Origin of the sequence: Thermosynechococcus sp. Uc, from assembly GCF_029335995.1 — a bacterium.
In the GTDB taxonomy this organism is placed as follows: domain Bacteria; phylum Cyanobacteriota; class Cyanobacteriia; order Thermosynechococcales; family Thermosynechococcaceae; genus Thermosynechococcus.
This window is the reverse complement of record NZ_JARJMS020000006.1, coordinates 1-13495: the sequence shown is the minus strand read 5'-3', so window position 1 is coordinate 13495 and position 13495 is coordinate 1. Positions and strand designations below refer to the sequence as shown.

Below are 13495 nucleotides of genomic sequence, written 5' to 3'. Positions count from 1 at the left end.
AGTCCTGCGAGAAAATCACTACTCATTTGCTGCTATGCCCATATGCCTAAAGTTTCATCATACCTGCTATTACTGGCCAACAGCTTGGCACACCCAGCCGCCAGCACTGCGCTCCTCACTACCTCGCTATCAAAACTTACGAAGAAAGCAAATCTAGCGTTTCGTTGTGGGTGTCTGCTGGTTGCGTCTGTGGCGCCTCTGGATAAAAGATTAACTCCAGTTTGACTTTGCCGCGGTGCCAGCCGGTTTGGTCTAACAACATAACCTCTGCCGCACAGCCATCGGCAAGGTATTTAGCTCTATCAGATGAATTTGTAATTTCCCGCATTAGTTGCTCAACGTAGGTAATATCGTAACCATTGCGGCACCGGCGCACAAGAGTAGAGGAATTTTCATAGGATTTATAGGAATTTGGATCTTCAATATCCACACCCTCCGTCCTAAAGCGAATCACTTCATCAGGGGCTAATAAACGGTAAACGGGATGGCTTGACATAGACTCCTCCTCGCAATTCAATTTCAAGTCAGTAAAGCTCTTCTTGATGGGTCAAGATTACACAATTCTGGGGAAATAGGCAACATAGGTTGAGATAACCCCTACATCTATTTGCATCCACTTGGCATCCACTGGATCGTCATTAGCCACAGAGCCAAATTAATGCCCCCAAGGTTTATGGGGTGGGAAGAGGCGGCACACTGTCTCTTAGGGCAAAAAGGGGGGATGGCTCATTGCCTGAGTCTTGTTTCTAGCTGAGAGAAATCAGGGGGAGTTTCTGGCGATCGCGCCCTTGCTGTTCGAGGCAGTGGTTAATGCCTGTTACCGCTTCGTTATACATGGCAATCTTGGCCTCTAGTTCCTTCAGTTTAGCGGCATTGCGCTCAATACTTTCAGCCGCTTCTTTTTCTAGGGTTTTGCCAAGGTGCTCCCGGGCCTGTTGCTGTTGTTGGAGAATTTTTTGGCTATGTTGTTTAGCCGCAGTGAGGAGAGGCTCTGTAATTGCGGTGGCGATCGCCGCTCGATAGGTCACTTCAATCGTTTTCTTGATCTTGTGGACAAAGTCCATTTTCAGGAGTTCCCGCAGTTCGGTTTCCGCCTCAAACATACTTGAAGCATCAAAGGTATTGCAGGCTTTGCGCAGTACCTCCCGCAGTTTCATCACCCCTTGGGTATCGTGGTAGAAATCCTCGCGCTCCCGCACATAGCGATCGCACTCAATGCGTGCCACCGTCGTAATACTAATCAGTACCTCCTCCTCTAGCTTGGCCAACATTTGATCAATGCCGCTGTCATTCCCCAGCAGGTGAAAGAGTTTGCGATAGTAGGGCTGCTGGTAAATCTCCCGACTCAACTGCTTAAAGAGATTTTTGATCACCTCTTGGGAAGACTCGACGAGGGTTTTCTTGAGGCCATTGGCCAAGTAATAGAAGGCCTCCGCCAAAATCCCCATGACGGGAACAACGGAGTTGGTGGGATGACTATCAAGGGCCTGTTGATAAATCGTGGCCACGGAGAACTGGCGTAGGAGTTGCTCGAGGGAAGTGACAAGGTTATTTTTCAGCCGTTTATAGTTCTGCTCTGCCTCTGGAGACTGGCCACCCTTGATACGATTGAGAAATTGATCAATATGCCGATAAAACTCATCTCCGGCGGTTTTCAGTTCTTGACTGAGATCCAAAAGCTTCGTCTGCTTGAGGGCTTCAATGTCATTGGGTTGCTGTCTTAGCTCATGGAGTTCTGGCTGGTACAAATTGCTGAGGTTAATGCAGACATTTTGCAGATCGCTGACCAATTGCTCCAACAGTTGGGGATACTTTTCCTCCCGCAGATAGCGGCTGATGTCACTGCGGAAAATTTCCACCTCGCTATCTTTAATCATGTGTTGGATCAGTTCGTGGCCATAGCGTTGCAAAATCAGTTCATAGCTTTCAAGGGGCGTTTTGTCCGTGTCCAGTTGAATGCGAAACTTGCTGGGCAATTTGTAGGAGAAAATACAGTAGCGCAGAAACTCGGAGATAAATTTCGGCGCATCGGTACGTTGTTTGAGCTTGCTGATTTCATTGGCAAAGATAGAGTCTAGCCCATAGCGATCGCGATCGCTACATTTGAGCAACTGACTACCATAAAAACCCAAAAGACCACTGGTGCGATAAACGCGATCCGGGGGCGAGTAAAAGGACTTGGCAATTGTATTGTTGACCTTCTCGCGCAAATCGGCATCAAACCACGTTTGATCAATGCGGTTAATCACATGAAACACGCGATCGCGCAGCCCCGGATTGTTCTTGATATTTTCCAGTAGATCAATTTCCTCCTGAATAATTTCCCCAGAGGCAGCAATTTGATAGACGACAATCACGGCTGAGGTTTCTGGATCATTAATACAGCGATAGGCTAGTTCAGCGTGCTCCTTGATGGGCGCATCAATGCCGGGGGTATCAATCAGAACATTGCCCCCCGCAAGCAGGGGATGGTGGCAGTAGTACTCAATTTTTTTGAGAACGGCACTATTGGGGCCTTGACGGGCATATTCCGATGCTTCCGCGATCGTGCCAAAGCCCAAGCCATCCATCGAGAAGGAATTGTTGACCGTGGGATGAATGTGGGCAGCATTTTGTTGGCGGCCTTGGAGCAGCAGTTTTAGACCATTGGCTTCCCGTGCCCGTTGGGAGCGCCCCTCGCCCCCCTCCTGTTCAATAATTTGGTTGGCAAATTGAATCGCTTCTTGAATCGAACTGGGATTATTAATATCAACGTTGCGTCCCAACCGCAGGCGATCGCTAATATCGGTGACCTGTTTTTGAATTTCCCCTTCGGTGTAAAACGTCAAAACGGCTCGCTCGCGATCGGGTTCAGCATAGGCGACACGGCAAATCGTCCCCGTTGCGTGACCTTGGGCACTGTAGAGCAGTTCGCGCTCCAACAGCGCATTGATCAGCATTGATTTCCCAGCACTAAAAGGCCCCGCAAAAACAATTTCAAATGTCGGCGAAACCGCCTTGCGCAGGGAAGTTTGAACCGGCGTAATATCAAAGGAGCGCAGCTTGGGTTCCGCATTCAACAGCTCAAGGAGGCGATCGCAGTCCGCTTGCAAATTGGGGCAGGTATTGAGGAGGTCGCTCATAGCAAAGAAGCACAAACTATTGTCAGCAACAGCCTAACATAGCTTTTCTAGCCTCCCCTAGGTGGTGGATGTTAATTTTTTTTGCGATTTTGCCCCCGTCTAAACCCGAGAACCCCTCAAGGTAGAATGAGAATTTATCCTAACTAATCGCACTCTTATGGACAGCGTCCACTGGCAGCAGGTTCACGACTACACTGACATCCTGTACCACAAAACGACGGGCATTGCCAAAATTACGATTAACCGTCCCCACAAGCGCAATGCTTTTCGCCCGCAAACCATTGTGGAAATGAGTCAGGCCTTTGAAGATGCCCGCAACGATCCCACAATTGGCGTGGTTTTGTTGACCGGTGCAGGCCCCCACAGCGATGGCAAGTATGCCTTTTGTGCGGGTGGTGACCAAAGTATTCGCGGTGAGGCAGGCTATCTGGACGATCAGGGGGTAGCACGGCTGAATGTGCTGGATCTGCAACGGCAAATTCGCTCCCTGCCAAAGGTGGTCATTGCCCTTGTGGCCGGCTATGCCATTGGCGGTGGCCATGTGCTGCACTTGGTGTGCGATCTCACAATTGCAGCTGAAAATGCCATTTTTGGGCAGACAGGACCACGAGTGGGCAGTTTTGATGCCGGCTTTGGCGCCAGCTACTTGGCCCGCGTCGTGGGGCAAAAAAAAGCCCGTGAAATTTGGTTTCTTTGTCGGCAATATAGCGCCCAAGAAGCCTTGGCAATGGGCTTGGTGAATGCAGTGGTTCCCGTAGAAGCCTTGGAAACAGAGGGCATCCGCTGGGCGCGGGAAATCCTCAACCACAGTCCCTTGGCCATTCGCTGCTTGAAGGCGGCCTTTAATGCCGATTGTGATGGTCAAGCGGGCCTACAGGAATTAGCGGGGAATGCTACGCTGCTGTACTACCTGACCCAAGAGAGCACTGAGGGCAAAACTGCCTTTTTGGAAAAGCGTCCTCCCAACTTTCAGCAGTTCCCTTGGCGCCCCTAGGCGATGCGCTAGAGTAGGAGCATGTGGCATTGGGAGAATCCGCCATGTGTATTTGTGTAAACTGCGCCCTTGTGGATCGCTGTACCACATACTATGCTGTTGAAGAACAGCATCAACAGCCCCACCTGACCCTCACGCCAGACTTTGATCCGATTGAGCCTACAATCAACATCAACATCCGTACTCAAGGGGAAGAAATCCTATTGGAGTGGGATGTGGTTGGTTGTCAAAGTTTTGTAGAAGAGCAGGGGCGGTGGGCAAAACTGCGCCCAGGACAACTAATTCCCACCTAGGTTTTGTATCTCGCTTCTCAGTAACTGGCGATCGCCCCTACACTCCCTAGGTTTTGTGTAATATTTTTTCTGTTCTCCGCCAAAAAGGGTCATGGGGCGTCGCCGACTGCAACAGCAACTTGATCTTTTTCTCCACTCACCATCTGTGGAGATAGGCTTAATTGTCCTAATTTTGACTTGGACAACACTGGTGGTGGTTGATTTTTTGACAGGGCAACCCCCTTACCCCAACCTCCTAATAGTGCTGGCGGAAATCCCCCTGCGGTTGTGCTTTACGGTTGAGCTGCTGTTACGCTTTGCGATCGCCCGCAAAAAGCAACGATTTTTCCGCCACTACTGGCTTGATCTAGTTGCAATTTTACCGATGCCGCCCCAGTGGCCTTTGTTTCGTTTACTGCCCTTGCTGCGTCTGCCCCGTGCCTCCGTTCTGATTAACCGCACCCTGCATTATGTTTCCCCCCGCATTGCTGTTCTTTATGGTGCCCAAATTTCAGCACTGTTAATCATTGTATTAATCATGCTCTTTGGGGGGCTGGCTTTCTATATTATCGAAGGAACCTCCAACCCAGACATCAAGACCCTTGGGGATGCCCTGTGGTACAGCTTCTTTTCCTTAGTGTCTGCGGAACCCATTGGGGCTTATCCCCAAACCCATGGCGGGCGGATCATTACTCTTGTGGTGGTTTTGGCAGGTTTGACCTTGTTTGCGGTCTTTACAGGGGTGGTGTCTGCCTTCATGGTGCAGCGATTGCAGTCGGCCATGAGTATTAAGAACTTTGACTTGGATGAGTTGCGCAACCACATTATTCTCTGCGGTTGGAACCGCAGTGCTCCTCTTGTACTACAGGAGTTACAAACGGATCCCCAAACCCGCTATGCACCAATTGTCATTGTTGCCGAACTCGAACAGTTACCTATAAATGAGTTACGGGCGGTGGATCAAAACCGCCTTTACTTTTATTCTGGGGACTACACCCGCATTGATGTTTTGGAGAAGGTGCAAATTTACCATGCTTCCCGCGCCATTCTCTTGGCGGATACCAGCCAGCCCCGCAGTGACCAAGACCGCGATGCCCGAACCGTTCTCGCTGCATTGACCATAGAAAAACTCAATCCGACGATTTACACCTGTGCTCAGTTGTTGGATCGCAATAATAATGTCCAACTTCAGGCGGCGGGAGTGGAGGATGTAGTGGTTGCCGATGAAATGGCAGGTCACCTTATTGGCAATGCAGTACGCAATCAAGGGGCAATGGATGTCTTTGCCGAACTCCTGACGGTACAGGTGGGCAACCAGTTTTATCGGCTTCCTTTGTCCTCAACGCTGGCCGGTAAAACCTTTTGGTATGCGCAACAACAGTTCAAGGAACAGTATGATGCCCTTCTAGTCGCTGTGGAACGTCGCATTGAGGGGCGTCGCCAGACGTATATTAATCCACCAATGGACTACGAGTTGCAAGTGGGGGATTACGTAGTGGTAATTGCGCGGCAGTGTCCACAGTGGGAATAAGATAATGGAAATTTTCTCACAAGTACAGTTGCCTTTTCCCCGCGAGCACGTCTATCGCACCTATCGCGATCGCCTGCCAGAACTGGTGAACTGGATGCCCAATGTGCGCGAAATTGAAGTGCAAGAGCGCAAGGAATTGCCCCAAGCTCTAGAGATGGTTTTGGTCTGGCATGGGGGAGGTGAAATTCCCGCAGCGGCACGGGCACTCCTGAGTGAGGCGATGCTCTCGTGGACCGACTATACCCATTGGGATGATCGCGACTATCTCACCCACTGGCGCATTGCCCCCCATGCCTTTACCGAGGCCATTGACTGTCAAGGGGAAAACCAATTTATTGCTGCGGGCGATTCAACGATTATTACTAGCCGAGGCCATCTGCGCATTGATCCAAAACGGATTCCAGGGGTACCTTTATTTCTGGCTGGTTTGATTGCCCGCGCTGTGGAGGAGTATCTCGGCCAACGCATTGAACCTAATTTTCAACAATTGGCAGCAACGGTGGCAGCGTTTTTGCGTACTGAAGGAGGGCAACAGGAATGAAAGTGCTGGAGCAAACGTCGTATCGCTTGCGCGTGCGGGATTACCCTTGGTTGATGTGGTTTGTAGGCGGATTTTTCATTTTTATGCCTATATTGATGCTCAGCTTCTTTCAGGTTGAGGAGATTCACTGCCAACGCCAAACTGTCCCCTATGAGTGCATCATTACCCGCACGTCCCTTGTGAGTCAAGAGCGGGTAAAAATTCCCCTCACTTCGCTCTATCAGGCGAAGTTGGAGGACTACATTGACAGTGAGGGTGAGAGCGGTCCCATGTATCGGGTCGTTCTTGAAGTGGCAGGTCAGTCAATTCCGTTGGGCTATGCTTCCTCAGTTGTAGGCAATCGCGCGGCAATCGTGGAGCAAATTAACCAGTTCCGCGCTAATCCCAACCAAACGCAACTCTCTGCCCGCTTGGACGATCGCCGGCTGATTGAGATATTTGCAGGAGTATTCTTTTTGGTAGGAATGGCTCTCATTTCTCTTACGTCGGTCTTAACGTTGGATTTGGATCAACGGAGAGGCACCTTTACGATTCAGCATGCAAATTTTTTCCGCCGAACTCAGAAGGAATTGCTCTTGCGCGAGATTGGCGACATTGCTATTGAAAGTGATGAGGATTCCGATGCCTATCGCGTTGTAGTTCACCTAACCTCTGGCGAGAAAGTTCCCCTGCGGAACTACTATAGCAGCGGCTATAACAACAAGAAAAAATTGGCTAATCTTTTGCGTCAATTCCTGAATCTACCACCCCTGTGAATTCTCCTGTGGGTGTGAAAGCTGGCTCTCTATTAAACTGAAAATAACACTATGCGTTTACTGATGTGGGAGTTTGCCCTCAATTCTCGTTATGCAACCAACAGATCCGGCAAAGTTTACTGACAAGGCATGGGAAGCCATTGTTAAGTCCCAAGATGTGGCACGGGAATATCGCAGCCAATATCTGGAAACAGAGCACGTTATGATTGCCCTACTGCAGGAAGAAGGACTGGGGCAACTCATCCTTGAACGCGCAGAAATTGACACTGAGTGGGTTCTAAAGCGGCTGATGGACTTTGCCAAGCAGCAGCCCCGTGTTGCTGTAGGCAGCGAGCTTTACTGTGGGCGGAGTTTGGATGTTCTTCTCGATGAGGCCAATCGTCTTCGTCAAGAGCAACAGGATCAGTTTATTTCCGTGGAGCATCTTTTGTTAGCTTTCGTGGGCGATCGCCGCATTGGTCAACGTCTTTTCCGCGCCCTGAATTGCGATCGCGCCCAGTTAGCTGCTGCTGTCAAGGCTATTCGCGGTAGCCAACGGGTGGTGGATCAAAACCCGGAAAACAAGTATGCCGCCCTAGAAAAGTATGGCCGCGATCTCACGGAAGCAGCTCGCCAAGGCAAACTCGATCCCGTTATTGGCCGCGATGAAGAGATTCGCCGTGTCATTCAAGTCCTTTCGCGCCGTACCAAAAATAACCCCGTGCTCATTGGTGAACCCGGTGTGGGTAAAACCGCCATTGCTGAAGGGCTGGCGCAACGGATTATCAATGGGGATGTGCCGGAATCGCTGAAAAATCGGCGGCTCATTTCCTTAGATCTTGGCAGTCTTGTTGCTGGCGCGAAATTCCGCGGTGACTTCGAGGATCGCCTCAAAGCAGTTCTTCACGAAGTCACTCACTCCGACGGCCAAATTGTCCTTTTTATTGATGAACTGCATACGGTAGTTGGCGCCGGCGCCAATCAAAACTCTGCCATGGATGCCAGCAATTTACTCAAACCCATGCTGGCGCGCGGAGAACTGCGCTGTATTGGTGCCACTACCCTAGACGAGTACCGCAAATACATAGAGAAGGATGCGGCTCTTGAGCGTCGCTTTCAGCAGGTGTACATTGGCCAGCCCAGCGTTGAAGACACCATCTCCATTTTGCGTGGCCTGAAGGATCGCTATGAGATTCACCACAACGTAAAAATTACTGATTCAGCCCTTGTGGCGGCGGCAGTGCTCTCTGATCGCTACATTAGCGATCGCTTTTTGCCCGACAAGGCTATTGACCTTGTGGATGAAGCAGCTGCCAAGCTCAAAATGGAAATCACCACCAAGCCAGCAGAATTGGAGGCTCTCGAGCGACGACTGCGGCAACTAGAAATGGAAAAACTCTCCCTCCAACAGGAGGAAAGCCTGCCCCTAAGTCAAGCTCCGTTGCAAGCCACCCGCGATCGCCTGCAGCGCATCGAAGCGGAGATTGCTCAACTACAACCACGCCAACAGGCCATGCAAGCCCGCTGGCAAGCAGAGAAAGCCCTCTTGGAGCGTATCAACAGCCTCAAGGAAGAGGAAGACCAAGTGAAGCTGCAAATTGAGCAAGCAGAGCGCGACTACAATCTCAACAAAGCCGCTCAGCTCAAATATGGTCGCCTTGAAACCCTGCAACGGGAGTTGGAGAGCACGGAAGCACAACTTTTGGAACTTCAGGCGGAAGGCGGCACTTTTTTGCGAGATCAAGTTACCGAAGCCGACATTGCTGAAATTGTTGCCAAGTGGACAGGGATTCCCCTGCAAAAACTAATGGCCTCAGAACGACAAAAACTTTTGCAACTAGAGCAAGTCCTGCATCAACGGGTGATTGGTCAAACCGATGCCGTCGCAGCCGTGGCCGCAGCCATCCGCCGAGCGCGAGCTGGCATGAAAGATCCTGCCCGTCCCATTGGCTCCTTTCTTTTTATGGGACCGACGGGGGTCGGCAAAACCGAACTGGCCCGTGCCCTTGCTGAAGCTCTCTTTGACGATGAAAATGCCCTTGTGCGCATTGACATGTCAGAGTACATGGAAAAGCACGCTATCTCCCGCATGATTGGGGCACCACCAGGCTATGTCGGCTTTGACAGTGGCGGTCAACTGACGGAGGCGATTCGTCGTCGTCCCTATGCGGTGGTTCTGTTTGACGAGGTGGAAAAAGCCCACCCCGAAGTCTTTAATGTGCTCTTGCAGGTGCTAGATGATGGTCGGGTAACCGATTCCCAAGGGCGGACAGTGGATTTTCGCAATACCGTGATCATCATGACCAGCAACCTGGGCAGCGAGTATATTTTAGATTTGGCCGGCGATGACAGCCGCTACGAAGAAATGCGCCAACGGGTGCTCCAAAGTGCCCAAAAGTATTTTCGCCCGGAGTTCCTCAACCGCATTGATGACCTGATTCTGTTCCATGGGCTAGGGCGGGCGGAATTGGCACAGATTGCCCAAATTCAACTGCGACGAGTGGAGAAACTTCTTGCGGATCAAAAAATTCGCCTGCACCTCACCCCGGCAGCCCTAGATCATTTGGTGGCAGTGGGCTTTGATCCGGTCTATGGTGCCCGTCCTCTAAAGCGCGCCATTCAACGGGAATTGGAGAATCCGCTTGCCGTGAAAATTCTTGAAGAAGTCTTTGCGCCCGGAGATACAGTTTTGGTAGATTTAGTTAATGGTGAGTTGACCTTTGGCGCTGCAAACTTGGCGGGTGCTAGCGATGACCGCAATACCGTCACCGCTTTCTAAACCCTCAGTAACACCCTCGACAGGCAAAAAGTGCGCTTGAAGAAGAGGATACACTGCGCTGTCCATATCTTTCATAGTTGATTTAGATTGAAGTTCGCGACTTATCAAGGGAGATTGACAGAATTGATTTGCAACGTCCAAAAGGGTTGGAAGCCCTCGTGGAGGTACCCAAATACTTTGATTAGAGCTTGACAATCTTTACTGTATCTCCCACCTTTAGTCCCAGTTCGGCAGCACGGCCACCCACTAATTCTAAAACGGCATCCACTGCAACACCGGACTCATAGGTAGGGCAAGGGAGTGTTTGGCAGGGTGGGGCTGCAGGGGCGATCGCCACCACTTTACCGTCCCTCAGAAAAATCAAGTCAAGGGGAATGAGGCAGTTCTTCATCCAGAAGCTGGCCACCTGTGGCGGAGACAGTGGGAAGAGCATGCCTCGATTCTTTGGCAAATGGGAGCGAAACATCAAGCCCAACTGTTGCTGTGCCGGTGTGTGCGCCACTTCCAACTGAATCCATATGTTGTGAATGCGCGCCTTGGCCGTAATGGGTAGATATTGCGGAATACCGCGAACCATTTGAGTGGGTGCTGCTACATCCCCTTGGCTAAGACTTTGATAGCCCAGCAGTACCCCTAAGGTGACCAATCCCAGAACTAGCCAGCGTAACTTAGGCTTCACGGAGAACATACCCTACTCCTCGCACTGTGTGGATCAACCGTTTTTCACCATCCGGTTCAATCTTTAACCGCAGGTAGCGAATATAGACTTCAATGACGTTAGATTCTCCCAAAAAGTCATAGCCCCAGACATTTTCCAAAATTTGCTCACGGGTGAGGACTTCGCGGGGATGTTCCATGAGAAATTTCAGTAGTTCATATTCCTTCATCGTCAGGTCAATTGTGCGTCCGTTGCGCTCCGCTCGCCGCGTCAACAGATCGAGGGTCAAATTATCAAATTGTAACACCTCGTTTTGGGTGACTGGCGGCTTCAAATACAGCTGAATCATTTGCAAAAAGGACTTGGGATTATAGGGCAGCAGTAGGTAGTCATCCGCACCCGACTCCAACACCGCGACCCGATCCTCTAGGCGATCGCTCTCAAGCATCAGTAGAATCGGCAAATTGATCCCCTGTTGGCGCAACTGTTGGCACAACTCCGTACTGTTGAGACGTCCTAAGGAGCGATCTATGATGATTAGGGCAGGCTGCCATTCTGTACAAGCCAAACGACATTCCTTATCTGTTGTCGCAATGACCGGATCATAACCCGCTGCCTGAAGGTCTTGCCCCATCCGTTGCGACAAGTGGTTGTCAGCACAGACTAAGAGTAAACGTGAAGGGAGAGAAGTTAGTTCCATGTCAATCATCCTTACTCTAGAGATCTTACTTTCAGCTTATGCCTTGTGGGAAAATGTTCAAAAATGCGCCCGTAGCTCAGCGGAATAGAGCACTCGCCTTCTAAGCGATTGGTCGTTGGTTCGAGTCCAACCGGGCGCGTTTAACCTGCTATCGTTGATGGGGAGCGTATTGGAGTGCAATAATCCTCGCAATGAGTCCTAAATATCGCCGCGTGTTGCTCAAATTGAGCGGTGAAGCTCTCATGGGCAACCTGAACTATGGTATTGATCCGAAAGTGGTGCAATCGTTTGCCAGTGAAATTGCTCAAGTGGTGGAAGCGGGAGTTCAAACCGCTATTGTTGTTGGAGGTGGCAATATCTTTCGGGGAATGAAAGGGGCAGCTGCCGGTATGGATCGGGCGACCGCCGACTACATTGGTATGATTGCCACCGTTATGAATGCGATGACTCTGCAGGATGCCCTTGAACAAATAAATGTTCCCACACGAGTACAGACAGCGATCGCCATGCAGGAGGTGGCCGAACCCTATATTCGTCGCCGTGCTATTCGTCATCTAGAAAAAGGTCGCGTTGTAATCTTTGGCGGCGGGTCTGGGAACCCCTTTTTCACCACCGATACCACGGCTGCATTACGCGCTGCTGAAATTGATGCCGAAGTGATCTTCAAAGCTACTAAAGTAGATGGGGTCTATGACGCTGATCCCCAGAAACATCCTAATGCGCGCCGCTACCGCAGTCTCACTTACACCCATGCCCTCACCCACAACTTGGCCGTAATGGACAGTACCGCGATCGCCCTGTGTAAAGATAATGATATCCCCATCATTGTATTTAGTTTAGAAACGGCTGGTAATATCTACCGCGCCTTAACTGGGGAACCCATTGGTACGATGGTTGGAGGCTCCTGTGAAATTAGCTGATGTCGAAGAGCGGATGCAAAAGTCAGTTGAAGCAACCCAGCATGACTTTAACAGTATTCGTACGGGTCGCGCCAACGCGGCTTTGCTAGATCGGGTGATGGTGGACTACTACGGCACAGAAACGCCGCTGCGCTCCTTGGCCAATATCTCTACGCCCGATGCAACGACCATCTTAATTCAGCCCTACGATCGCTCGACGTTGGCAAACATTGAAAAAGCAATTCAACTCTCTGACTTAGGGCTAACGCCCAATAATGACGGTTCTTGCGTCCGCCTCAATATCCCACCCTTGACTACAGAGCGACGTAAAGAACTGGTGAAAACCGCCGCCAAAATTGCCGAAGGGGGCAAAGTTGCCATTCGCAACATCCGCCGCGATGCCATTGATCACATCAAAAAGGAGGGGAAAGCAGGAGAACTCACTGAAGACGAAGTCAAAGACTTACAGGAGAAGGTGCAAAAACTCACCGACAAGTACATCGCCAAAATTGATGCCCTCTTTGCCGAAAAAGAAAAAGACATTATGACGGTATAGGCTAAGTCCCCGGTAACTGTCGCAACTCTAAACTCAGGTGCGATCGCTCCGCAAGGGCAAGGAGCAATGGCCCACGGGAAGTATATTCGACAATACTGACACTGGCCACTGGGGCAGCAATGCGATCCCGAAATCGTCCCACATCAATGCCGAGAAGACCACAGAGCATCATCCGAATTGTGGCCTTGTGGGAGACGATCAAGATATTGCCGTCGGGGTACTCCTGTTCAATTTCCAAGAGCACGGCATTACTGCGACGGTAAATATCAATCCCCCGTTCACCTCCTGTGGGGGCATTCCAGCCCGGATCAGCAAGCCAGCGCACATAGTCATCATGGAACTTGGCATTCACCTCTTCAGGCGAAAGACCTTCCCACTGTCCATAGTAAATTTCCCGCAGACCGTCGCGGATCTGCATCTGCAGGCCCACGCGATCGCAAAGAGGTTGTGCCGTGGTTCGAGTTCGCAACATTGGACTGACAAAGACTGCTTGCCACGGTAACTGGGCATAGTGATCAGCAAAGGCCTCAGCCATCGCTAGACCGGCATCTGTCAAGGGTGGATCCAGTTCTCCACAGTAGGCATTGGCGCGACTAAAGCTAGTTTGCCCGTGGCGCAAGAAATAAAGTGTTAAAACCACAACAACTTTTACCCATTATGCTAGGGGCAGCATAATCGAGGACAGCAAGGCTCGTCAACAGTAAGTACA

The 13495-nt window shown here is 50.7% G+C and carries 13 protein-coding genes and 1 tRNA gene; 9 read left to right on the top strand and 5 right to left on the bottom strand.

All coding sequences use genetic code 11. The features are described 5' to 3' along the window. Positions 1 to 136: 136 nt before the first annotated feature. Positions 137 to 496 (bottom strand): hypothetical protein, encoded by a 360-nt coding sequence (locus tag P3X23_RS00590; RefSeq protein ID WP_300872078.1) that lies wholly within the window; start codon positions 494 to 496, stop codon positions 137 to 139. A 250-nt stretch (positions 497 to 746) separates the two neighbouring features. Continuing rightward, positions 747 to 3122 carry a dynamin-like GTPase family protein gene (locus tag P3X23_RS00585; RefSeq protein ID WP_300872076.1) on the bottom strand — a complete coding sequence of 792 codons (2376 nt, stop codon included), beginning with the start codon at positions 3120 to 3122 and terminating at the stop codon, positions 747 to 749. A 157-nt stretch (positions 3123 to 3279) separates the two neighbouring features. Between P3X23_RS00585 and menB the strand changes: the two genes are divergently transcribed. From menB to clpB, 6 genes are all read left to right on the top strand, one after another. Beyond that, positions 3280 to 4116: a 1,4-dihydroxy-2-naphthoyl-CoA synthase gene (gene menB / locus P3X23_RS00580; protein WP_300872074.1), complete on the top strand. Its 837-nt coding sequence runs from the start codon at positions 3280 to 3282 to the stop codon at positions 4114 to 4116. Positions 4117 to 4160: 44 nt separating this feature from the next. Beyond that, complete coding sequence (locus tag P3X23_RS00575) at positions 4161 to 4409, top strand: Ycf34 family protein (RefSeq protein ID WP_300872072.1); 249 nt, start codon at positions 4161 to 4163, stop codon at positions 4407 to 4409. A 91-nt stretch (positions 4410 to 4500) separates the two neighbouring features. Beyond that, positions 4501 to 5919, top strand: coding sequence for an ion transporter (locus P3X23_RS00570; protein WP_300872071.1), 1419 nt, complete (start codon positions 4501 to 4503; stop codon positions 5917 to 5919). Between the two features lie 4 nt (positions 5920 to 5923). Continuing rightward, the gene (locus P3X23_RS00565) at positions 5924 to 6460 is read left to right on the top strand and encodes an SRPBCC family protein (RefSeq protein WP_300872070.1); all 537 of its coding nucleotides are present in this window, start codon (positions 5924 to 5926) and stop codon (positions 6458 to 6460) included. After that, a complete protein-coding gene (locus P3X23_RS00560; protein WP_300872068.1) occupies positions 6457 to 7215 on the top strand; it encodes a hypothetical protein in 759 nt (252 codons plus the stop codon). Before P3X23_RS00565 ends, P3X23_RS00560 begins: the two co-directional genes overlap by 4 nt. A 91-nt stretch (positions 7216 to 7306) precedes the next feature. Continuing rightward, the gene (gene clpB / locus P3X23_RS00555) at positions 7307 to 9973 is read left to right on the top strand and encodes an ATP-dependent chaperone ClpB (RefSeq protein ID WP_300872065.1); all 2667 of its coding nucleotides are present in this window, start codon (positions 7307 to 7309) and stop codon (positions 9971 to 9973) included. 181 nt (positions 9974 to 10154) lie between these two features. Here the strand turns inward: clpB and P3X23_RS00550 are convergent, their stop codons facing one another. Together P3X23_RS00550 and nblR are read right to left on the bottom strand one after the other, a co-directional pair. Beyond that, complete coding sequence (locus P3X23_RS00550; RefSeq protein ID WP_300872063.1) at positions 10155 to 10661, bottom strand: DUF192 domain-containing protein; 507 nt, start codon at positions 10659 to 10661, stop codon at positions 10155 to 10157. After that, entirely contained in the window at positions 10642 to 11331 is a 690-nt protein-coding gene (gene nblR, locus P3X23_RS00545; RefSeq protein ID WP_300872061.1) for a response regulator transcription factor NblR, read from the bottom strand. The genes P3X23_RS00550 and nblR overlap by 20 nt, the downstream gene beginning before the upstream one ends. Positions 11332 to 11396: 65 nt before the next feature. On the opposite strand from nblR, the gene P3X23_RS00540 reads away from it, so the two are divergent. The 3 genes from P3X23_RS00540 to frr all read left to right on the top strand — a co-directional run bounded on the left by P3X23_RS00540 (position 11397) and on the right by frr (position 12786). Beyond that, a tRNA-Arg gene (locus P3X23_RS00540) sits at positions 11397 to 11470 on the top strand. Positions 11471 to 11522: 52 nt separating this feature from the next. Continuing rightward, complete coding sequence (gene pyrH / locus P3X23_RS00535) at positions 11523 to 12251, top strand: UMP kinase (protein WP_300872059.1); 729 nt, start codon at positions 11523 to 11525, stop codon at positions 12249 to 12251. Beyond that, the gene (gene frr / locus P3X23_RS00530; protein ID WP_300872057.1) at positions 12238 to 12786 is read left to right on the top strand and encodes a ribosome recycling factor; all 549 of its coding nucleotides are present in this window, start codon (positions 12238 to 12240) and stop codon (positions 12784 to 12786) included. The genes pyrH and frr overlap by 14 nt, the downstream gene beginning before the upstream one ends. A gap of 1 nt (position 12787) precedes the next feature. Here frr and P3X23_RS00525 read toward each other — a convergent pair whose 3' ends face one another. Next, positions 12788 to 13426: a histidine phosphatase family protein gene (locus tag P3X23_RS00525; RefSeq protein WP_300872055.1), complete on the bottom strand. Its 639-nt coding sequence runs from the start codon at positions 13424 to 13426 to the stop codon at positions 12788 to 12790. Positions 13427 to 13495: the final 69 nt, after the last annotated feature.

Excerpts from the sequence above, each read along its gene's own strand:
- P3X23_RS00590 (WP_300872078.1), bottom strand. The coding sequence starts at position 496 with ATGTCAAGCCATCCCGTTTACCGTTTATTAGCCCCTGATGAAGTGATT.
- P3X23_RS00585 (WP_300872076.1), bottom strand. The coding sequence starts at position 3,122 with ATGAGCGACCTCCTCAATACCTGCCCCAATTTGCAAGCGGACTGCGAT.
- menB (WP_300872074.1), top strand. The coding sequence starts at position 3,280 with ATGGACAGCGTCCACTGGCAGCAGGTTCACGACTACACTGACATCCTG.
- P3X23_RS00575 (WP_300872072.1), top strand. The coding sequence starts at position 4,161 with ATGTGTATTTGTGTAAACTGCGCCCTTGTGGATCGCTGTACCACATAC.
- P3X23_RS00570 (WP_300872071.1), top strand. The coding sequence starts at position 4,501 with ATGGGGCGTCGCCGACTGCAACAGCAACTTGATCTTTTTCTCCACTCA.
- P3X23_RS00565 (WP_300872070.1), top strand. The coding sequence starts at position 5,924 with ATGGAAATTTTCTCACAAGTACAGTTGCCTTTTCCCCGCGAGCACGTC.
- P3X23_RS00560 (WP_300872068.1), top strand. The coding sequence starts at position 6,457 with ATGAAAGTGCTGGAGCAAACGTCGTATCGCTTGCGCGTGCGGGATTAC.
- clpB (WP_300872065.1), top strand. The coding sequence starts at position 7,307 with ATGCAACCAACAGATCCGGCAAAGTTTACTGACAAGGCATGGGAAGCC.
- P3X23_RS00550 (WP_300872063.1), bottom strand. The coding sequence starts at position 10,661 with ATGTTCTCCGTGAAGCCTAAGTTACGCTGGCTAGTTCTGGGATTGGTC.
- nblR (WP_300872061.1), bottom strand. The coding sequence starts at position 11,331 with ATGGAACTAACTTCTCTCCCTTCACGTTTACTCTTAGTCTGTGCTGAC.
- pyrH (WP_300872059.1), top strand. The coding sequence starts at position 11,523 with ATGAGTCCTAAATATCGCCGCGTGTTGCTCAAATTGAGCGGTGAAGCT.